This is a genomic window from Psychrosphaera haliotis (assembly GCF_039523615.1).
Taxonomy (GTDB): domain Bacteria; phylum Pseudomonadota; class Gammaproteobacteria; order Enterobacterales; family Alteromonadaceae; genus Psychrosphaera; species Psychrosphaera haliotis.
The window spans coordinates 129,356-150,618 of record NZ_BAAAFQ010000005.1 but is presented as its reverse complement, the minus strand read 5'-3'; the positions used below and the strand labels follow the sequence as shown (position 1 = coordinate 150,618).

The 21,263-nt window shown below is 39.7% G+C and carries 17 protein-coding genes and 1 other RNA gene; 5 read left to right on the top strand and 13 right to left on the bottom strand.

All coding sequences use genetic code 11. From position 1 onward, the window contains the following. Positions 1 to 86: 86 nt before the first annotated feature. The 7 genes from gcvP to ABD009_RS07560 all read right to left on the bottom strand — a co-directional run bounded on the left by gcvP (position 87) and on the right by ABD009_RS07560 (position 9,470). Complete coding sequence (gene gcvP, locus ABD009_RS07590; RefSeq protein WP_343824175.1) at positions 87 to 3,011, bottom strand: aminomethyl-transferring glycine dehydrogenase; 2,925 nt, start codon at positions 3,009 to 3,011, stop codon at positions 87 to 89. 81 nt (positions 3,012 to 3,092) lie between these two features. Continuing rightward, on the bottom strand, positions 3,093 to 3,482 hold the full coding sequence (gcvH, locus tag ABD009_RS07585) for a glycine cleavage system protein GcvH (RefSeq protein WP_155693850.1): 390 nt from the start codon (positions 3,480 to 3,482) through the stop codon (positions 3,093 to 3,095). A 158-nt stretch (positions 3,483 to 3,640) separates the two neighbouring features. Then, positions 3,641 to 4,726, bottom strand: a complete 1,086-nt coding sequence (gene gcvT, locus ABD009_RS07580) for a glycine cleavage system aminomethyltransferase GcvT (protein ID WP_155693852.1) — start codon at positions 4,724 to 4,726, stop codon at positions 3,641 to 3,643. Positions 4,727 to 4,914: 188 nt separating this feature from the next. Beyond that, entirely contained in the window at positions 4,915 to 6,159 is a 1,245-nt protein-coding gene (locus ABD009_RS07575; RefSeq protein WP_343824172.1) for an FAD-dependent oxidoreductase, read from the bottom strand. Position 6,160: 1 nt separating this feature from the next. Beyond that, positions 6,161 to 7,432 (bottom strand): FAD-dependent monooxygenase, encoded by a 1,272-nt coding sequence (locus ABD009_RS07570; protein WP_343824170.1) that lies wholly within the window; start codon positions 7,430 to 7,432, stop codon positions 6,161 to 6,163. Positions 7,433 to 7,465: 33 nt separating this feature from the next. Then, complete coding sequence (gene pepP / locus ABD009_RS07565) at positions 7,466 to 8,794, bottom strand: Xaa-Pro aminopeptidase (RefSeq protein WP_414153666.1); 1,329 nt, start codon at positions 8,792 to 8,794, stop codon at positions 7,466 to 7,468. Between the two features lie 121 nt (positions 8,795 to 8,915). Beyond that, complete coding sequence (locus tag ABD009_RS07560) at positions 8,916 to 9,470, bottom strand: UPF0149 family protein (protein ID WP_155693858.1); 555 nt, start codon at positions 9,468 to 9,470, stop codon at positions 8,916 to 8,918. Between the two features lie 277 nt (positions 9,471 to 9,747). Here ABD009_RS07560 and ssrS point away from each other — a divergent pair. Further along, a non-coding RNA gene (gene ssrS / locus ABD009_RS07555) (6S RNA) lies at positions 9,748 to 9,944 on the top strand. 2 nt (positions 9,945 to 9,946) lie between these two features. On the opposite strand, the gene ABD009_RS07550 is transcribed toward ssrS, so the two are convergent. Continuing rightward, positions 9,947 to 10,549: an exopolysaccharide biosynthesis protein gene (locus ABD009_RS07550; RefSeq protein ID WP_343824167.1), complete on the bottom strand. Its 603-nt coding sequence runs from the start codon at positions 10,547 to 10,549 to the stop codon at positions 9,947 to 9,949. Between the two features lie 120 nt (positions 10,550 to 10,669). Between ABD009_RS07550 and ABD009_RS07545 the strand changes: the two genes are divergently transcribed. Continuing rightward, positions 10,670 to 11,023, top strand: coding sequence for a Fis family transcriptional regulator (locus ABD009_RS07545; RefSeq protein ID WP_343824165.1), 354 nt, complete (start codon positions 10,670 to 10,672; stop codon positions 11,021 to 11,023). Positions 11,024 to 11,051: 28 nt separating this feature from the next. Here the strand turns inward: ABD009_RS07545 and ABD009_RS07540 are convergent, their stop codons facing one another. Continuing rightward, entirely contained in the window at positions 11,052 to 12,050 is a 999-nt protein-coding gene (locus ABD009_RS07540; RefSeq protein WP_343824163.1) for an NADP-dependent oxidoreductase, read from the bottom strand. A gap of 313 nt (positions 12,051 to 12,363) precedes the next feature. Between ABD009_RS07540 and ABD009_RS07535 the strand changes: the two genes are divergently transcribed. Next, positions 12,364 to 14,793, top strand: a complete 2,430-nt coding sequence (locus ABD009_RS07535; RefSeq protein WP_343824162.1) for a TonB-dependent receptor — start codon at positions 12,364 to 12,366, stop codon at positions 14,791 to 14,793. A gap of 173 nt (positions 14,794 to 14,966) precedes the next feature. On the opposite strand, the gene ABD009_RS07530 is transcribed toward ABD009_RS07535, so the two are convergent. Further along, a complete protein-coding gene (locus tag ABD009_RS07530; protein ID WP_155693873.1) occupies positions 14,967 to 15,161 on the bottom strand; it encodes a hypothetical protein in 195 nt (64 codons plus the stop codon). 19 nt (positions 15,162 to 15,180) lie between these two features. Further along, the gene (locus ABD009_RS07525) at positions 15,181 to 15,357 is read right to left on the bottom strand and encodes a DUF1328 family protein (protein WP_343824160.1); all 177 of its coding nucleotides are present in this window, start codon (positions 15,355 to 15,357) and stop codon (positions 15,181 to 15,183) included. Between the two features lie 302 nt (positions 15,358 to 15,659). Here ABD009_RS07525 and ABD009_RS07520 point away from each other — a divergent pair, with 302 nt between their 5' ends. After that, positions 15,660 to 16,712 (top strand): phospholipase A, encoded by a 1,053-nt coding sequence (locus ABD009_RS07520; protein ID WP_343824158.1) that lies wholly within the window; start codon positions 15,660 to 15,662, stop codon positions 16,710 to 16,712. 6 nt (positions 16,713 to 16,718) lie between these two features. Here ABD009_RS07520 and ABD009_RS07515 read toward each other — a convergent pair whose 3' ends face one another. Continuing rightward, entirely contained in the window at positions 16,719 to 17,111 is a 393-nt protein-coding gene (locus tag ABD009_RS07515; RefSeq protein ID WP_343824156.1) for a DUF6404 family protein, read from the bottom strand. A 219-nt stretch (positions 17,112 to 17,330) separates the two neighbouring features. Between ABD009_RS07515 and ABD009_RS07510 the strand changes: the two genes are divergently transcribed. Then, entirely contained in the window at positions 17,331 to 18,872 is a 1,542-nt protein-coding gene (locus ABD009_RS07510) for a flagellin N-terminal helical domain-containing protein (RefSeq protein WP_343824154.1), read from the top strand. A 91-nt stretch (positions 18,873 to 18,963) separates the two neighbouring features. On the opposite strand, the gene ABD009_RS07505 is transcribed toward ABD009_RS07510, so the two are convergent. Then, positions 18,964 to 21,216, bottom strand: coding sequence for an InlB B-repeat-containing protein (locus tag ABD009_RS07505; RefSeq protein WP_343824152.1), 2,253 nt, complete (start codon positions 21,214 to 21,216; stop codon positions 18,964 to 18,966). Positions 21,217 to 21,263 lie beyond the last annotated feature (47 nt).

The window sequence follows — 21,263 nt, the reverse complement described above, 5'->3', positions numbered from 1 at the left end:
ATTTTCTGGTTTTACAACTTCATTTTTGAACTTAACTTTTTGAACAAAAAAAACCGCCTTTCGGCGGTTTCTTTAAAGATCAAAAATTATTCGTCGCGATACGAGTCAATATCCGGACAAGAACAGATCAGGTTACGGTCGCCGTATACGTCATCTATACGAGTTACCGTTGGCCAGAATTTGTTTTGCTTAACCGCTTCACATGGGAATGCAGCGTAATCACGTGCATAGGCGCGATCCCAGTTAGGGTCTAACACGTCTTCCGATGTGTGTGGTGCAAAAACAAGTGGGTTGTTGTCTAACGTCCATTGGCCGCTTTCTACTTTCGCAATTTCTTCACGAATAGAGATTAACGCGTCAATGAAACGGTCGATTTCAACTTTAGCTTCTGATTCTGTTGGCTCAATCATTAATGTGCCAGCTACTGGGAATGACATAGTTGGAGCGTGGAAACCGTAGTCATTTAGTCGCTTAGCAATATCCATTTCTGAAATGCCTGAGCTTTCTTTTAATGGGCGAATATCAACAATACATTCGTGAGCAACACGGTTATTACGGCCACGATATAAAATTGGGAAGTGTTTGCTCAAACGCTCAGTAATGTAGTTGGCGTTTAAGATTGCAACTTCTGTAGCTTGTTGAAGACCATGTTTACCCATCATGGCAATGTATGCCCAAGATATTGGTAAAATGCCAGCAGAGCCGTATGGAGCAGCTGAAACCGCACCGTTATCAGCACCACCATTAATTGTCATGCCGTCGATGTCATTGTCACCGAAGAATTCAACTTTAGTCACTTGGTGATTTGGTAAAAACGGCGCTAAATGCGCTTTAACACCAATTGGGCCCATACCTGGACCACCGCCACCATGTGGAATACAGAATGTTTTATGCAAGTTTAAGTGCGATACGTCAGAACCGATAAAACCAGGCGCTGTAAGGCCAACCTGTGCGTTCATGTTGGCACCATCCATATAAACCTGACCGCCATTGTCATGAACAATGTCACATACTTCACGGATGCTTTCTTCATATACACCGTGTGTAGACGGGTACGTCACCATGATGCAAGAAAGTGCGTCTTTGTGCTCTTCCGCTTTGGCTTTTAGGTCAGCCATGTCGATGTTGCCTTGCTTGTCACACTCAACAAGTACAACTTTCATGCTTGCCATTTGAGCAGAAGCAGGGTTAGTTCCGTGCGCTGAGCTTGGGATCAAGCAGATATTTCTGTGATGATCGCCACGGCTTTCGTGGTATTTACGAATAGCGATAAGACCAGCGTATTCACCCTGCGCGCCAGAGTTAGGCTGCATTGAAATGTTGTCGTAACCAGTAATTTCAATTAACCAGTCAGACAGTTCGCCAATCATTTTGCGATAGCCTTGTGCTTGAGACATTGGCGCAAACGGGTGCATGTTGCCAAACTCAGGCCAAGTAACAGGGATCATTTCCGCTGTCGCATTTAGCTTCATCGTACAAGAACCAAGCGAGATCATAGAGTGGTTCAATGACAAGTCTTTGCTTTCTAGTTTACGAATATAACGCAACATTTCAGTTTCAGACTGATAGGCATTAAATACTGGGTGAGTAAGAATGTCTGTTTTACGAGTATATTCTGCTGGTACTGAATCAAAACCTTGAGCTGCATTATCTAATGCTTCTACTGTAAGACCATGACCTTCGCCTAAAACAACATCAAATAATTCAATGATGTCTTCACGAGTAACCGTTTCGTGCATAGACACAGATAACTTACCGTCTAAATCTGAACGGAAGTTAACAAGCTTGTCCGCTGCGCGTGCAAGAATTTCGTCTTTGTTTGCAGCTTCAAACGTTACCGTATCAAACCAAGAATCATTAACCAGTTTGATGCCCTTTTCTTTTAGGCCCAAAGCAAAAATGTCAGCTAAACGGTTAATGCGTTGCGCAATGGCTTTTAAGCCTTTTGGTCCGTGGTAAACAGCATAAAATGATGCCATGTTCGCCAGTAAAACCTGTGCAGTACAAATGTTTGAGTTCGCTTTTTCACGACGGATATGCTGCTCACGAGTCTGCATAGCCATACGTAATGCTTTGTTACCACGGCGGTCTTTAGAAACACCAATGATACGACCTGGTAATGAACGCTTGAACTTATCTGTTGTTGCGAAGAATGCAGCGTGTGGACCACCGTAACCCATTGGTACACCAAAACGCTGTGCAGAACCAAGTACCACGTCTGCACCAAATTGTGCTGGGCCTTCTAACATGATTAAGCTCATGATGTCCGCTGCAACAATAGCAATGGCTTTTTTCTCTTGAGTCGCTTCGATTAGTGGTTTGATATCATTAACCTGACCTTCTTGGCCAGTGTAATGGAACAATGCACCAAAAATGTCGTATTCTGATACTTTTTCAGCGGCATCAACAACAATCTCAAAACCAAACAATTCAGCACGTGTTTTAACAACGTCAATAGTTTGTGGGAATACGTCGTTTGCTATAAAAAATGTATTCGCTTTTTTGGCTTTAGCAACACGTTTAGCTAACGCCATTGCTTCAGCAGCTGCGGTTGCTTCATCTAATAAAGAAGCGCTTGCTAGCTCTAAGCCAGTTAAGTCTATTGTTAATTGTTGGAAGTTAAGCAGTGACTCTAAACGACCTTGTGCAATCTCTGGCTGATAAGGCGTATAAGCCGTATACCAACCTGGATTTTCCAATACGTTACGTTGAATTACGTTTGGCACTGAAACCGGGTGATAACCTAAACCAATATATGATTTAGCTATTTGGTTTTCACTCGCAACCGACTTTAAATACGCTAACGTTTGCTCTTCTGTTTGAGCGTCGCCAATATTTAAGGCTTCCGGTAAACGGATAGAACCAGGTACCGTTTGGTCAATCAATTCTTTAACAGAGCTTACGCCCAAAGTTTTACACATCTCAAGCTGTTCGTCTTCGCTAGGACCAATATGGCGGCGAATAAAAATTTCATTTTGCTCAAGTTGAGTTAGGCTAAATTTTTCTGACATGGCTAACAGATTTCCTACAATTAAAATAGACAAAACCTCGCAGGATTATCCGAGCGAGGCTTTCAATTTTTTGACTAAGACTTAATCTTCGTCGATAGAGTCGGCGTAACCACCGTCGTCTAACAAGTCGTCTAACTCAGACGCATCTTCAAGTTTTAACTTGAATAACCAACCGTCTCCGTATGGGTCAGAGTTAACGTTTTCAGGAGAGTCTTCTAACTCTTCGTTCACGGCAACTACTTCACCAGCTACAGGTGCGTAGATGTCAGAAGCGGCTTTTACAGATTCTGCTACTGCACAATCGTCACCCGCTGCAAATTCATCACCAACGTCAGGTAAATCTACAAATACCATGTCGCCAAGAAGGCCTTGTGCGTGTTCAGTGATACCAACAGTAACAACGCCGTTACCTTCATTGCGAACCCACTCGTGTGAAGACGCGTATTTTAAGTCCGATGGAATAGTGCTCATTTTAAGTTCCTTAGGGATCTTTCTTTATTAATTTTATAAGTTGTTTAGATAACCAGGTTGTCTATTTTGTTAGCCATGTGAAAAGATAATGGCACTTTACAAAATGTTCAACCTCATCATTCAAATATTTGTCTTGTTGCTAACGTTACTTTAGTTAATTAAAGAACTGACTTGCCGTTACGAACAAACCCAGCTTTAACTACTTTTACGTCAACCAACTTTTTACGCATCTCTACCTGTACTGTGCTGCCTAGCTCTGCACCTTTTGGTACACGAGCCATGGCCACTGAGAAGCCTAATGTTGGAGAGAAAGTTCCCGACGTTATTACGCCTTCGCCAGCATCTGTGATCACTTTAAGGCCGCTTCTTAATACGCCCTTCTGTTCCATCACTAATCCCACTAGCTTGTCTGAACCTTGCTCTTTCAATTTAACAAGTGCGTCACGACCAATGAAGTTGCGCTCTGCAGGTTCCCAAGAGATAGTCCAAGCCATGTTTGCTGCTAACGGAGAAACTGACTCGTCCATGTCTAAACCATAAAGGTTCATACCGGCTTCAAGTCTTAATGTATCGCGAGCACCTAATCCAGCAGGTTGAACGCCCGCATCAATTAGTTGTTGCCAAAAATCAGCAGCTTGTTCCGGTGGAAGAATAATTTCGTAACCTGTTTCTCCAGTGTAACCTGTTGTTGCGATAAATAAGTCGCCAGCTTGAACACCAAAGAATGGCTTCATACCTTCAACCAAAGCTTGTTGCTCTGCTGAAATAATTGTGGCTACTTTTTCTTTTGAATTTGGGCCCTGAACGGCAATCATTGCGTAGTCAGGCTGTTCAGTCACGGTAACGTTAAACGTCGCGGCTTGTTTGTTAATCCACTCTAAGTCTTTAACACGTGTTGCCGAGTTAACCACCATACGGTAGAACGTCTCGTCAAAGTGATAAATGATAAGGTCGTCAATAACACCGCCTTCTTCATTTAGCATACCAGTGTAAAGAGCCTTACCGGCAACTTGAAGTTTAGCAACGTCATTTGTTACTAGCTTCTGTAGGAATACTTTTGCGTCTGCACCTTTAATGTCAACAATGGTCATATGTGACACATCGAACATTCCAGCATCTTGACGAACAGCGTGATGCTCTTCGATTTGAGAGCCGTAGTTAATTGGCATTTCCCAACCATGGAAATCTACCATCTTCGCGCCTGCTTCGACGTGTTTATCAAATAAAACCGTTCTGTTGCTCATGAACATTACCTTTCTATAAAAGAGTGCTGTAAAAGACTGCAGTAAAAATTTGCGTCAGAGTATACCCCATACAAAACCATAACTCTATGCGTTACTGATTAGTAATATTGATGCAAACCTTTGTTGTTTTATTACTAAAAAGCCACTCTTTTTAGGGAGTGGCTTTAATTTAACTTTGTTTTACGTGGTTATATTTCATCAACCTGTTGGGCTAATACTGGCAACTTACCGCTGATACCCATTGCCTGCTCAATAATTTTGTTTTTTACGAGCGGAGTATTATTGGTTATCTTCAGCCCCACACCTCGTATTAGTTTTTTTATTGGGTTTAAACCTTCAAACAATTCCTTTAACGAGGCCATTGCAACAATGAGTACCTGTGCTTCTGCTTTACGCCAGCGTTCAAACTCTCTGAGCTGTTTTGTTAACTTAACTTGGTCGTTTAATAATGCGTTAGAAGAATTAGACGATAAACATTCCACCAAACTTGCCGCATCTAATAAACCTAAGTTCATGCCTAAACCCGCCAATGGGTGAATGGTATGAGCTGCGTCACCAATAAAGATCACTCGTTTGTCTAACCATTGTTGCGTATAGCGCATGGTTAAAGGAAAACTAGCTCGTACGGTAGTTACTTCGCAAGGACCTAAAGCGCTGTCGGTTGCAGCGGTTAAATGCTTGTTAAAATCAACCTCGTCCATATTTATTAAATGTTCAGCTTGTTCAGGCGAGGTAGACCAAACAATACTGCAAATATTTTGCTGCTCACCAAACATAGGTAATAACGCGAGCGGGCCTTGTGGCAAGAATACTTGTCGAGCACATTGATTATGTGGCTCTGCGGTTTTGATATTAGCCACAATAGCGTGATGATCATAATCAGAAAATGTAGTGGCCGATTTGAGTTGTTTTTTAACCCAAGACTGGGCTCCATCAGCGGCAATGGCTAACTTAGCCATTACTAGGCTGTTTGCATCAGCGCCTCCATCAACCAATGTCAGCACTACCTGTTCATCATTGTTATGGATAGCGGTTATTTCAGTTTCAAATTTAAGCGTTATAAGCGATTGAGCTTTGGCCGCTTTAATAAGACCATTTCGTATATTACTGTTTTCAACTATGTGGCCTAAGTGAGATTGGTTTACCTGATCTGCATTAAAACTAATATCGCCAAAGCTTTCTTTATCCCATACCTTCATTGAGTCGTAAGCAGACAATCGGTCTGACGCCATATGTTGCCAAGCATTAAGATTGGTTAAAATTTGCTGACTCGCTAATGATAATGCACTGACTCTAGGCTGAGGCTCAGATAATTCTACAAGCTCTGATGCGCGATCTACAACAACAACACTATAACCTTGCTCCGCAAGCCCCAAGGCTGCCGTTAAACCAACACAACCACCGCCAATTACTACTATATCTGTTGAGATCATTTTAACACTCTGCTTGTTTTGCTTGCGGTAAGTTAAACTGTTTATGACTGCCCATAAAATGCAGTGCTAACCACTGCTGCAGTCCGTCGCATTTCTGTAAAGACATTAGCCCTGCGGTTCTGGTAAATGCAGGCAACCTGCCAGGCAAAGCAAATAGTCGGACTAACATGTCGGTAAATTCGGTAATGCGCTCAATATCATCCAATCTATTTCTTTGATAACTGTTTAAAACCGAGAATGAGCCAATGTCAGTGCTATTTTCAAGTGCTTGTTTTATTTCAAAAACCAATACGCCAATATCTCGAACACCTAAATTAAAACCTTGCCCTGCAATAGGATGAACCGTATGTGCGGTATTGCCCAATAATACGGTTCTGGCTGCAATCAAACGTTCAACTTTAGTCAGGCTCAGTGGGTAATACGCTCGTTTTGAGCATTTCACTATTCGCCCGGCAGCATAACCAAAGGCGAGTTGCAGCGCTTCACAAAAAGCGTCATCGTCTAACTCTTTATTAACAAGCGCTTGCTCAGGTGATTGAGTCCAAACCACATTAAACTCGTTTTTGCCAATAGGTAAAAATGCAATGGGGCCGTTCGTCGTAAAACGTTCAAAGGCGACATTAGCGCCATAGGCTTTGAGGTTTTTAGGTGCCGTTTCAGTTCGAACATTGGCAATAATAGCGGCTTGTTGGTATTGGCTGGTTTTATTGTTAATTTTTAACAAATCACGTGTTGGAGAGTTTGCCCCTTCGGCTACCACCAGCAACTGACTTTTAATGTTATTGCCAGAACTTAACGTGATTTCTACTGGCTCGGATAACGCAGATGGTGTCGTTAACGCGACAATATGGTCCGGACAAAACCAATGTAAATCAAAGTGTTTAGCCGTTGCCTTGAGTGCACAACCTAAATTGTGCATTGATGCCACATGTCCCATGGCATTTAAGCCATAGTCTTTCGCTTGCATCATGGTTTTACCAACATGACCGCGATCTGAAGTGATGATTGTTTGGATCGGCCAGCCGTTCTTTTTAAGTTCTGGCCACACCTTCCAATGATTCAAAAGCTGTAAAGAGCCATGCGATAACGCTAAGCAGCGCTGGTCAAAATTTGATTGCACAGTTTGTTCAGACGTTTGTTCAACGGTCTCAACAATCGCCACTCGTAAACTTGGTGTTTCTTGCTTTAAGCCAATTGCCGTAAGTAGGCCCGACAAACCGCCTCCAGACACAACCACATCAAATTTTACATTTGTATCCGCGCTTAAACTCAAAACAGCCCCTTAACGTTTTATGCGTTTGCTTTACTAAGAAAAAATAGCTTCAATTTCTTCTACGGTCTTAGGCACACTTTCGGTTAAGTTTTCGTAACCATTTTTGGTAATTAAAATATCATCTTCAATACGAACGCCAATGCCATGCCATTTAGCATCACAGTTGGCTTCACTATCAATGTAAATTCCAGGTTCAACGGTGAATACCATACCAGGCTCTAGTGAGCGCTCAGCGCCAGCTTGGTTATAGTCACCAACGTCATGAACGTCTAACCCAATCCAATGCGAACAGCCGTGCATGTAAAATGCGCGATGTGCATTGTCTTTAATTAACTCATCAACATCACCAGATAAAATACCAAGTGCAACGAGCCCTTCTGTCACCGCTTTAATTGAGGCATTGGTGATCGACTTTAATGAAGCCGTTGGAGATATAGCATCTAATACCGCTTGTTGAGCATTCAGTACCACGTTATAAATGGCTTTTTGCTCTTCACTAAATTTACCATTTACTGGCCATGTACGAGTGATGTCCGCCGCATAACCTTCGAGTTCACAACCAGAGTCTATTAATACTAAATCGCCCGACTTCACTTCATCTTGGTTTTCTGTGTAATGCAATATGCAGGCGTTTTCGCCACCACCTACTATGGTACCGTAGGCAGGGTGACGGGCTTTATTCATGGCATAATGATGATGAATTTCTGCTTCAAGCTGATATTCAAAAACCGGTAAGTTTTGTTTTGTTTGCGCTGCTGAAAACTGCATTGCTCGTTTATGTGCCGCAGCAGAAATTTTACCTGCTTCACGCATAACGCTAATTTCAGCTTCCGATTTAAACAGTCTCATATTGTGCACAAGCGGACGAACGTCTAGCATTTCTGTAGGTGCAGACCAGCCTTTTTTAGGTCCCATGCGCAGTTCATGCATAGTATTAAAAACCAAGTCATCAGCATAATCATACTCGCCCTGCGCAAAGTACAAGGTTGACTTGTTATTAATAGCGTCTTTAATCGTTTCGTTTAATTCCGTAGTATCAAACGCACGATGTACTTCAAAGCTTTTAACGGCTTGTTCTTTACCAATTCTTCGGCCATGCCAAATTTCAGCTGACTTATCTTTTACTCTGCACACTAAGGTTGACGCGTGAACGCCGTCCATTTTTTCAATAATTAAATAGGCATCCGGCTCTGGGAAACCCGTTAAATAATGAAAGTCACTATTTTGTCTAAAGGCAAACTCAGTATCTCTACTTCTTGTTAACTCTTGGGCTGCAGGAATGATCGCAACGCTATTGTCTTTCATCTTTTCAGCAAGTGCGATTCTGCGGTTTACAAATTCGTTAACAGGAATTGAGTTTATCATTTATACCTCTAAAAAATGGTACCGGAGTTTGAGTTCCGGCAACTTTATATTCATTGATTTTAGTGTTTGTGCATAGAGTCTAGGTTAAGTGTTTATGTGTAAGCATTTAAACCAGAATTTAATGCAAAGTTTTGTTTTCATCATCTGGAACAGTGGTTTCTGTACCAAACTCTTGATGACATAATATGGCTGAAACACGAACAAACTCAACCACTTCATAAAAGTCAGCCTGGTTTTCGTTGTTGTCTTCCATTTCAGAATCCATACGTGTTATGTTAGTTAAGTCTTCAATCACTTCACGAACGTCGTTGCTGGCTAATTTTAAGTCGCGTTTGTTTAAACCAAAACCAACTAAAAAGTATTGAACCCAATTGATAAGCTCTTCCGCTTGATCTGTTAAGGTTTCTTCATCGTCCATTAATAAAATTTCAAATGCCATTTCACCAGACTCTAGCTTGTCATAAATGTCATTAACGAGATCTTGAGCTGCAATTTTCACTTTGCCTTTGATGGACATGCCGTTGTTAAACAGCTCTGATAAATGCTCTAAAAAGTCTTTGTTGCCTTTGAACATGCCACCAGATATTAAGCCCGCTAACAAACCGTGAAACTCACTGGCCGTTGCCGTAAAGTCTTGCTCATTTAAAACTTGTACTAGATCTTGATGCGTCATTTGAATTCGCTACTTTTATTAAATTTGTTTAAGTGTAATAGAAACCGAGGAAAATCAGAAGTATTGTACACATTTTGAAGACCTAAGCCGCGGTAACCGTGGGAAATTTATTCACTTTGTTAAAAAATCACCCAGTTGAGTCATCCAAATCCCTATTTTCATTGTACTGTAAGTTTGAGATGTTATATTCCGCTTTGTCATAGATAGACAAACTTCTAATCAGAACTGTTCTGGATAAATTTTGTGTCTCTTCTATGGTTATAAGTGTGATTTATTATGGTACCTGGGGTGTTTGACAGAGAACACATATCCCTGAGCCGATACTTTTTTTAAAGGACGTCATCTTTCTTGCTATTGCGCAAGCTCGGCTCGCTTTCGAGCGTGAATCGAGAAGCCTACGGTGAGAATATGGTGTCCGCCTTGAACACGTCGGTTGTTCAAGGGTTTGGTTTTCATCGGCACCTTGGGACCACCACTTAAAACACAAATAGGTAAATCAATAAACCTGTTATAAAGCTTAAACCTAACGCTAACATCTGCAGTAATCCATCACGTTCTAATAATCCTAGTCCCATCATAAATACCACAAAAGCTGGAATTACGTTTGCCAATGGAATAGGTAATAAAATCATAAGCCCTACGACAATTAATATGACGCCATTAACCCGATCAAAAATAGCAGCTTCAGTGAATTGCCACCTTGGTTTAATATAACGTTCGAGCGATTTAATCTTTGGTAAAAATACATGCAGTGCAGCTCGTACTTGTTTTGCTGGCAAACTTTTGGTTAAAACAAAGTTTGGTAATTTAGCTTCCTGAAAGCCGATAACAAGTTGCAGCCCTAAAACAGCCACCAGCAATCCAGACAAAATAGATATAATGGGAATTAAGTTAAATACCGCCATTAAAAGCAGTAAAATACCGAATGTACGATCCCCTAAACGTTGAGTTAAAGAGCTTAACGTGACTTCTTTATCTTCGGTGCGGTCAATTAAATATTGCATTACATCAGACGTACGGCTTCTGTGCTTGTCAGGTACAGTAAACAAAGTCTCGCGGGGTTGTTCAAACTCAGACAATAGTAAGTATCTCAAGGGTTAAAGTATTAAATTGGACAATGCGCTAATGTAACTATCATTACGACAAAGACAAAGCTTTTTATAACCACCATTTTAGCTTCAACTTGATTTAAGTGAATTATGAAAAAAACCGATAAAAAACTAGATAAGCAATTACGACAATGTTTAACAAACGTATGTGAAGACCATTTTGAATCAATTGATGGATTTGTATGGCTAAGTCATGAAGTAAACTTTAATAGTATAAATGTAAGTTTGAGGGTTATCTGCGTTTTTGATAGCAATGAAAATCAAGCTATGTTTGAGTCATCCAGCGCAAAAGAGATGGCCGTCGAATATGTACAAAAGTCACTGCAATCAATAAATATAAACCTTAAAAACGCAACTAAACAAATTCGGTTTGACTCGGAAGAGCGCTGTAAGCTTGAACATAACGGCAATTGGGCTAACCGAATAGCCCAAAAGTACCGTTAATATTCGCAAAAAGCTTATAGCTTTTAACTTATAACTTAACTACAAGCTTACCTTTGTTATCGCCGGTAAAGAATAAGTTCAAGCCTGTTATTGCTGACTCTAAACCTTCTAGTGTGTGCGCTCGGTACTTAACTTGGCCGCTCATTACATACGGCGTTAACGTTTGTAATAATTGAGGAATTTCACCAAAGTGATCTGGCATAGTGAAGCCTTCAATACGAACACGCTTTTTAATAACATTTAACCAACTTGGTCCTGGCGCAGGTTCCGCTTTTGGATAGTCGGCAATCAGGCCACAAACAACAACTCGACCATGTGCATTCATTCGCTCAAAAATATGGTGTTGGATTGGTCCACCTGTGTTTTCAAAAAATACATCAATGCCCTTCGGCGCTAACTCATCTAATTTAGCGGCTAAATCGTCGGTTTTATAATTAATAGCACCGTCAAAGCCTAACTCTTTAGTGATCCATTCGGCTTTTTCATCGCTACCTACTACACCAATAACGTTAAGCCCTTCCGCTTTTGCCAACTGACCTACAATAGAACCAACTGAACCTGCGGCACCTGTAACAATTAAAGTTTCGCCTGACTTAGGTTTACCTACTTTTAATAAACCTTGCGTTGCCGTTAGTCCTGGTAAAGCAAAAACCGACAATACCGCTTCGTCTGAAACTGGCGCTTCAATTTTATTTAGACCTTCTGCGCTGCCAGCAAAATATTGCTGCCACCCCATCATGCCCATAACACGGTCGCCCACTTTAAATTTATCGCTTTTACTTTCTACTACTTCACCAATGCCTGAGCTACGCATTACATCGCCAAGCTCTACTGGTGGAATATAACTTTCTGTATCTGGGCTCATCCAGCCAAACATGGCAGGGTCTAACGACATCATATTTTGTTTAACAAGCACTTCGCCTTCGGTAATTGAACGTACTTCACGTTCCTTGATTTCAAATAGGCTGTTGTCAATTGGACCGCCTGTTGGGCGTGCTACTAAATGTATTGATTTGTTAGTACTCATTTTTATTCCTTCAATTCATGTCGTTATAAATAGATTTTATTTAAAACGCGCTGTTTTTGTTCAGCTAATTATCGACTTTATCTGTCCTTCATATCTGACGTTATAAATCTCAAATTCAAGGGCATTAGAAAAATTAATAACCAACATGAATAATTATTAGATTAAATACCGAAAAACCTGTTGACGAAAAACCCAATTAATATAATTATGCACAAATACAGAATAAGAATTCACAACAAAAACTTATTTAGGTAGATTTAAAAGAACATAAATCAACTTAATTTAAATACGTAAAATAAATAGGAAAACATTAATGTACGCCACCTCAGCTCCAATTTTTAAATCGTCAGTCATTTCTTTGGCCATTGCCGCTAGCTTTTTATCTAGCAATGCAATATCACAAGAGAAAAAAGGCTTAAATGAGATAGAAAAAATTGAGGTAACCGCAAGCCGACGAAGCGGAACAGTGCAAGAAGTGCCCATGAACATTTCTGCATTAGATGGCGACATTATGAAACAACAAAATATCTATACACCTGAAGATGTTGCGAGATGGGTACCAGGTTTAACCATTGCGGATCAAGGTGGACGTGAAGGCGCATCTATTATCGTTCGAGGTCTGAACACTAATAGCTCAGATAGATCTGCTGACGGTGGCACAGTTGCTACCTACTTAGGCGACATAGCTTTTGATTCAGATTTACGTCTTACGGATATTCAACGTGTTGAAGTTTTAATAGGCCCACAAGGTACTTTATACGGCACTGGCTCTTTGGGTGGGGCTATTCGTTATATTTTAAATGAACCTGCGCTTGACGAAACCACTGTAAACTTAGCGTTTGATACATTTGCTTTGGCAGAAAGTGATGACTTAGGCACTGAAGCTGGCGTTGTTTTTAACCTGCCACTTATTGAAGATCAGTTAGCCATTAGATTTAATTTAAACCACTTTTCAAGTCCTGGTTTTATAGATTATACCCAAGTTTTGAAGGAGCCTGGCGTATCCTCTGCTGATCCTGACTGGCAAAACGAGTCTGATGTTAACGCTAATTTAAAAACGGTTAAAGATGCCAATACGGAAGAAACATTTACTGCTCGTACAGCCATAAAGTGGGTTGCATCTGACAATGTTGAGGCAATGTTAAACTACATATACCAAAACAAAAAAGTAGGTGGTAATTCAATTGATCAGTTTAATACCCTATCCGCTGACAATCCGCTTTCTTCTATTATTCAGCCATATCAAAACTCAATGCGATACGAAGAGCCAGGTGAGCAAACCGATGAATTGCTAAGCCTTGAGCTAACGGTTGATTTAGGCTCCGTTAATTTAGTTTCTGCAACGGGTTATTCTAAATTTGAACAAACGGGACAACGTGATCAAACCGACTTGTTAATGCAAGATATTTGGTCTGGTTATGGCGAATTCCCTGCTTACACAAGAGATTATGGCGAAGGTGACTCTTTATCTCAGGAGTTTAGACTAGTATCCGATACAGATTCTGACTTTAGCTGGATTGCAGGTGTGTTTTATAGTGATTCACAATACGATTTTGACGATCGTGAGTACATGCCAGGCGCTACATTAGCTTGGTATAATGATGACTACGAAAGCTTAGATTACGACCTTGAATACATCGCCACTGGTTACAACAAAAGTAAAGAGTCTGCCGTATTTGGCGAATTTACCTATAGCGCCACAGATAAGCTTGAAGTAACCGTAGGTACTCGTTTATATAAATATGAAGTTAACACAGTTTCCGCCGCAGCTGCACCGCTTGATGTAGATACCATAATCACTAAGGACGATCTGCAATACGAAACGGTAAATGCCGATGATTCAGGTAGTTTGTTTAAGTTAAACTTAAGCTACCAATTGGATGATAATATTCTAGGTTACTTTACGGTAAGTGAAGGATTTAGATTAGGTGGTGGTAACGGCATTATTGCTTGTACTACACCGGTAACGGCTCAGGTTTGCGCTTTACCAAACGAAGTTGAGTTTGAATCGGACACAACACAAAACACTGAAATCGGCTTAAAAAGCACTTGGTTCAACAACAAGCTTCATTTTAACGCGGCTATCTTTAATGTGGACTGGAATGACGCTCAAATTAGTGCGGCAACGGTTTATGGTGCTGAGCCAATTACATTAAATGCTGGTCAGGCTAAATCCCAAGGTATTGAGCTTTCTACACGTACCACTTTAATTAAAAATTGGGCAATTTTTGCAAGCTTTTCTTATGCAAAAGCTGAACTAACGGAAGATGCCCCTTTCCTCTTTAAAGTAGCAAGTGAAACTGGCACTGAGTTGCAAAACTTTTACGATGGTGAAAAAGGAGACAGACTACCTGGAGCGCCGGAGAAACAAGCAACTTTTGGTGTTAATTATCAAAATGAGGTTTTCGATAATAAACTCTTGTCAGTAAATTATGGTTTAACCGCACAAAGTGATGTTTATACTAAGGTGGGTTTAAAAGCAGATGGTGAGTCATTACCTGGTTACGCTGTAAGTAATCTTTCAGCCACTATTTCTGACGACAACTGGTCAGTGACAGCCTACGTTAACAACTTGTTTGATAAGTATGCCTATAGTGCCAACCGTCGTGACCCATCTTGGTCTGGCAATTCAGTATTTGATAGTGAAAATAAAGACTTATCAGAACTGAGCCGTACTTATGGTCATTATGTGATTCAACCAAGGTCAGTAGGTGTTAAATTTAACTACTTGTTTGAACTTTGATGTCGGGTTTCTGATTAAATATCATTTATTAGACACTGAACGGTCCTGAAATAAATTGAAACTTATTTCATATTAGATACAAAAAGCCCACTTCATTAAGTGGGCTTTTTTATTCACATCCCGTTAGGGGTGAAAATCACGTTTTTGCTCGTTTAAAATAGCGTGGTAGCTAATTAACAGTCTTTGTCTTTAGCGTCCGCTTTTTCTTTTACATCTTCACAAGCGTCTTCTAATGCGTTACCTGCGTCTGTCACTACTTCATCAACCTTTTCACCAGCCTTTTCGCCAGGTCCTTTTTCACAACCCTGCAAAACGAATGCTGAAAGTACTAATGGTGTTGCGATAAGTAATAGCTTTAATAACTTCATAATATATCTCCTGTTTAACCTAAAGGTTTGTTTTACGTCCGTGGAATGCATTCAAAATTATAGTAACTACAAATCCCACTAAAAAGATGAAAAATAAAATCTTTGCAATACCTGTTGCAGCGCCCGCTATACCACCAAATCCAAAAATACCGGCAATAATTGCAATCACAAAAAATGTAATAATCCAAGATAACATGATAGCTCCTTAAGTCGACGTTTAAATTAAATACTGCAATTCATTTGTTCAGTAGATATATTGCCACTTACATGCCAAGGTGTGGGAATACCTAAAATAAATTAAATTACCTAAAAAATACAACAACTTAAACCAATTCGATATAAATCTAACGAGCATTAATAAAAACGAAACCAATTCAGATCTTAAAATATTTTCACAGTGACCCTGCAAGTTTTTCAATCCTAACTAGCATTAGTACATAAAAGTCTTTTATTATGAGTATCTTGTTGTACTCCAATTGTTCTAATTTAGGGAAATTCATGTCAGTTATAAGCGGTAGAATCAAATACGCGGGAATTTTATTAGCGGCGGCTATCCCCTTACAGGCTCTGGGTGGGATTGATGACATTGTAAAAACACCTGAAGAAATAGCGTTGGAACAAAAAATAAAAACCTGTGCATCAAGTCTAAAAGAAACTGGGTTTGTTACTGGTGATGAAAAACTGATTTATAGATATTGTGAAACAAGGATATTATCTAGAGGCATTAAGAAAGGTCGATTAGCCCAACGTATTATTAACGAACGGTCGACGGAGCTTAATCCCTTTGTTATTACACCACACAGACAAAGTTACATATTACCCTTCGTTAAATCCGATAACTTCAATCGTAAACCTTACGAAAGCAATGAACTTGTTTCTGGGCAATTAGAAGATTATGAATCAAAGTATCAAGTTAGTTTTAAGGTTCCGCTAAGAAGCAGTACTTTATTTATTCCAGGTGATGGTCTGTACTTTGGAATGACAATTCAAGCATGGTGGCAAGTATATTCAGACGAAATATCTAAACCATTTAGGGAAACGAACTACACTCCAGAGATTTTCTATATTGCACCATTACCATGGCAACCTAATGATGGAAATATGGCGTTTACGGTTCACTTTGAACATCAATCCAATGGCCAAACACAATTGCTTTCCAGAAGCTGGAACCGTTTGTTAGCGTCTGTTGTGTATGAGAAAGATGACTTCGCCATTGGTGTAAAGCCTTGGTACCGATTCAAAGAAAACGAAAAGTCTGACCCTTTAGATCCTAAAGGTGACGATAATCCAGATATTCATAAATACTTAGGACATTACGAAGTCTTTGGCGCATACGCCTTTAACGATGATCATAAAATGTCTTTTAATGTGCGGAAGAACTGGAAAACAGGTAACGGTTCTATAGAGCTAAACTATTCGTTTCCATTTCCAGGCTCGTCGAGATTGGTTGGATTTGCGCAATACTTTAGTGGATATGGGGAAAGCTTGATTGACTATAATCATAAGCAACAAAAACTAGGCATTGGCATTGCTGTTAATGATATTTTTTAAACCTTGTTAAGAAATATTTGCAGAGTTAATTTTGTGTTTTTCAGACAAATAGAGTTCCCAACTTGGGAGCTCTAACATTCGGCTTTGGTATTGGTAATTAGAAGCCATGTAAAAGCTATACACCAGACTAAACATCAGCACGATAACGAATAAATTAACGCTTGTTGATAGATTTAGTGCCACAAATATATGCAACGTCAACAAAATAAACGCCAGCAGTAACGAATAACAAGTTGCATGAATACTCAAACTTCTCCACCTACTTGCAAAAAATGGCGGCGGCTCTGCTATCCCTAGGAACCACAAAACTCGATAAAGCAAAGGCGCAGCAGCATACTGACAAATACCAAGATACTCCATCTCTTCTCTAAAGTGAGTCACCTTTTGCTCAAAGTCCATCCAGCCCTTATGTTAACTATTGATTTGTAATAAATTTATGCGCAGTAGTATTCTCTCTTCTGAGCTATTTTTCAACCAGTTATTGCCTTTGGAGCTAAATAGGGTAAAGGGGAAAAACCAAACCCTACCGCCCAATATTTAACCGAATGATTTTATTGGGTAATAAATGGGTACAAAGTTTGCTTTATTCGGTCAAACTGTTGTCGGCCATGGAAAGTAATGAACCTTTTTGTAAACACTAATACCGCGTCTATTAATAGTCAAAGAAACCTATCCAAATCATCTTTATCCCTTGAAACGTCAATGTCTAGGCTTGCCTCAGGAATGCGAATTAATAGTGCTAAAGACGATGCAGCTGGACTGCAAATTTCTAACAGACTAACTTCACAAATAAATGGACTAAATGTTGCCGTGCGAAATGCCAACGACGGCATCTCATTGGCACAAACAGCTGAAGGTGCTTTACAAGAGTCAACAAACATCTTACATCGCATGCGTGACTTAGTTATTCAATCTGCTAATGCAACAAACTCATCCGTTGACCGTAAAAGCATTCAAGAGGAAGTCATTCAATTAAAGTCTGAATTAGAGCGCATCGCAACAACTACTACTTTTGGTGGGCAACAGTTACTAAACGGATCTTTTGGGTCTAAACAACTACAGGTTGGCTCTCAAGCCAATGAAACGATTGCCATATCCATTAACTCAGCCAAAGTGAATGATTTAAGCAGTTCAACTTATACGTTAGGTGATGCATTTGGTATCGGCTCAGCAGCTACATCAATGGGCTCGCCTGTTTACGGAACAAACAGTCCATTGGCAAGCACAAACGAAACTTTGACTTTAAATGGAATAAACCAAGAGCTAGTTTCTATTGACCAATTTGACGCCGCGTCAGAGGTGGCCAGTAAAATAAATTCAGTATCCAATGCCACTGGCATCATCGCAGATTCTAGAACCGTGTTAGCTATGTCTAACTATTCTAATAGTTCTGTTGGTGACTCTATCCGTTTTGACTTAAGTAATGGAAGTCACACAGAAACAATTTCTTTTTCATCCTCAGGCTCTGCTCATTTAGACTTTCAAAAACTGCAAAATAAAATTAATGAGTCAGCTGCAGTCTTAGGAATCTCTGCACATTACTTTCCAAAAGAAAGTAATGGCGCCCCTATCCTTGAGTTGACCTCAGAGGGTGGAAATAATATTACCGTCTCAAATTGGAATGATCTTACAGATGGCAATGCAACAATAGATGTTGAAGGTGGTGGTTATGATGGTGTACGCGGCTTCGGATCAGTTTTGACGTTAAATGCAGTTAACAAAGATGTAACGGTAAAAGGACAAGTAAAATTAGATAGCTCGACAAGTTTTAATGTAACATCCAGTGAAGCTAATAGTGACTTAACTGGCGCCACTGCTTCTGGCGCAGTCATTCAATCGAGTGAAGTTTCAATAGCGTCAATTGATGTAACAACATCAGAAGGCTCACAAAATGCAATTAGTGTTATAGACGGGGCCATTGCAAAAATAGATAAAAGCAGAGCGACTTTGGGCGCTATCCAAAACAGACTCAACTCGACTATTCAAAACCTTTCTAATATTTCAGAAAACTCATCTGGAGCTAGAGCTAGAATTCGAGATACCGACTTTGCAAAAGAGACGGCACAGTTAACTAAACATCAAATACTTCAACAAGCCGGGACGTCAATATTAAGTCAAGCAAATCAACTGCCACAAGCTGCGCTTTCATTACTAAACTAATAAATAGGGTAATTCCAAAATAAAAATCGCCGATAATAAGTTTTACCGGCGATTATTTGGTTAAGAATAATGTTTTACAGGACGCTACGTTTTATTTATCCCTGACACAAAGAGCATTATATGATTGGCTCTTGTCATTTTTATACCATTCAGAGTTACCACGAATAAAATAAGCACTAAGAATATCATCGAGATCTTCGCTAATTGACCATAAATCAATAGATACATCATATAGTGGCTCATTACTTAATTGAAACTCAGCTCTTAGTTCGTCAAGAGTTGGTAGTCTCCAGTCATTCGAACCATTAAATGACAAGTTTTGGCAATAACTTACAGAAGCTTGCCAATTTAGATCTTTTCCATAATCATTATCCAAATTTTGCCACTCAAGCTCTTTGTTCGGATCATAAGGCTCTGTTTCAGCTATGTTTGCACCTGTTAATTCAACAACTTGCTTTATTTCACCACTATTGATTTGCACCTCTGCAAAAGCCAATACTGCCATTTGACTAACTCTCTCCACTTCAACGTTACATTCGCCGTTAGCCGCAATATCAACATCTATACAGTCCTCAGATACAACTGTTAGTGCCTCTGCCGTTCTCCCACCCATTGTTATTGATGAAACTTTAAACGTAGAGTTTGATATGTTTTTTATCGTAAAGGTTTTCTTTAATTGGTCTTTATCATCAAAGGAAAGCACATAAGAAGGTGTTATTTGGACCCTAGGTACTTGAATTTTTATATCAACAGTTGATGCTTCTTGATTATCATACATAGACACGACAGAAAAACTAATATCGCGATGTTGATCTACAAAGTCTGTTCCTACATCGAGTGCATTGATTTCTGATGAACTATAACTGTAACCAATATTATCCTTATTAAACTTACCAAACTTAAAATCAGTATGCCTAACAAGGACTTCATACTCATCCCCAGTGCTTTCAAACTCTTTAATATCAAACAAGCCTAATTTTTTTCTATATTCTATATAGTAAAATAGCTCTTTCTCTTCTAATCCTTTGCCTAAAGGAATTTTAAACAGTTTAACGCCGTTCGAATCAGCCGATGATTGCTCTAGTTTATATACACCAGACTCGGTTATTGTTAACACTTGAGCTTCATCCAACCAGTTAACACTATTTCGCCATATTGATGAATACAAGGGATAGTTAATGTCATAGCTCATGGTATCGTACATTTCCCAATACCCATTATTAACACAAGAGTTTTCGTAGTGTCGATCAAGTAAGCTAATTGGTAAATAGTCTAAAGGACAAGCCGTTTCAAAAGTATGACCAAAACCAAAGGTATGCCCATACTCATGTGCAATTCGTCCAGGACTAATACAACCGATGTCATCCTCGGTACTTCCACCACCGCCGAGAACAGCAAAGTAACCCTCGTATTCGTTATCATTGCCTAAAGTTATTTTCTGCTGATAGGCATAACAGCCAGGATTACCTTGCTCAGCTCTAGTACCTATCAATACTAAGCGATCAAATAAGCTTAAATCTTTTACTTTGCTAATCGCTGTCACAGCATCTGCGTGAAACTCATCATTTTTTCTATCATTATCATTGAAGTAAAATGTTGAGGCTTTTTCCAAATCGATCCAGTTTGTAAATTCGGCATCTACCCATGCCTTCCCACTAGAGTTTTCTAAAATAAATTTATTTAAAGAGTCTGTATTGTCTAATACTAATTTTTTTAACTCTTCTTCTGTCACTTTTTTCTTTTGGTCTGAAAAACCTACTAATGCAAAAAGTGTTTTTTGAGCCCCTAAAGAATCTGAATTGTTTACCATTGAAAAAGTGGCGGTTACCGTACAGTTAGAGCTGACAGGGCCCGTTGTATATATGTTATCGGTTAAGCTTCCATCACACCCCTCAACAGAACCAATACTGTAACCATCATTGGGAGTTACGGTAAACGTAGTTGATTCACCACTATTTACAGTTTGAGAGCTTGGGGATATTGAACCGCCGTCATCGGCGCTGGTTGCAATTGTATATGTTGGAGTCGTAACTGAGAAAGTGGCTGTAATAGTGCAGTTAGAGCTAATTGCACCTGTTGTATATGTATTGCCAGCTAAGCTCCCATTACACCCTTCAACAGTACTAATAGCATAACCATCATCAGAAGTTATATTAAAGGTAGTTGACTCGCCGCTATTTACAGTTTGAGAACTCGGGGATATTGAACCGCCGTCATCTGCACTCGTTGATAACGTGTATGTTGGTACTGTACTAGAGGATTGTGAAGGCTTTTCATCAGAACCACCGCCTCCACCGCATCCAGCAATGCCTATACAAAGCAAAGCGTAAAAAAATGTTTTCATTTTAACCCTTTAATATTTATATAACTGTTTCTTTTGGTAATTTAGAC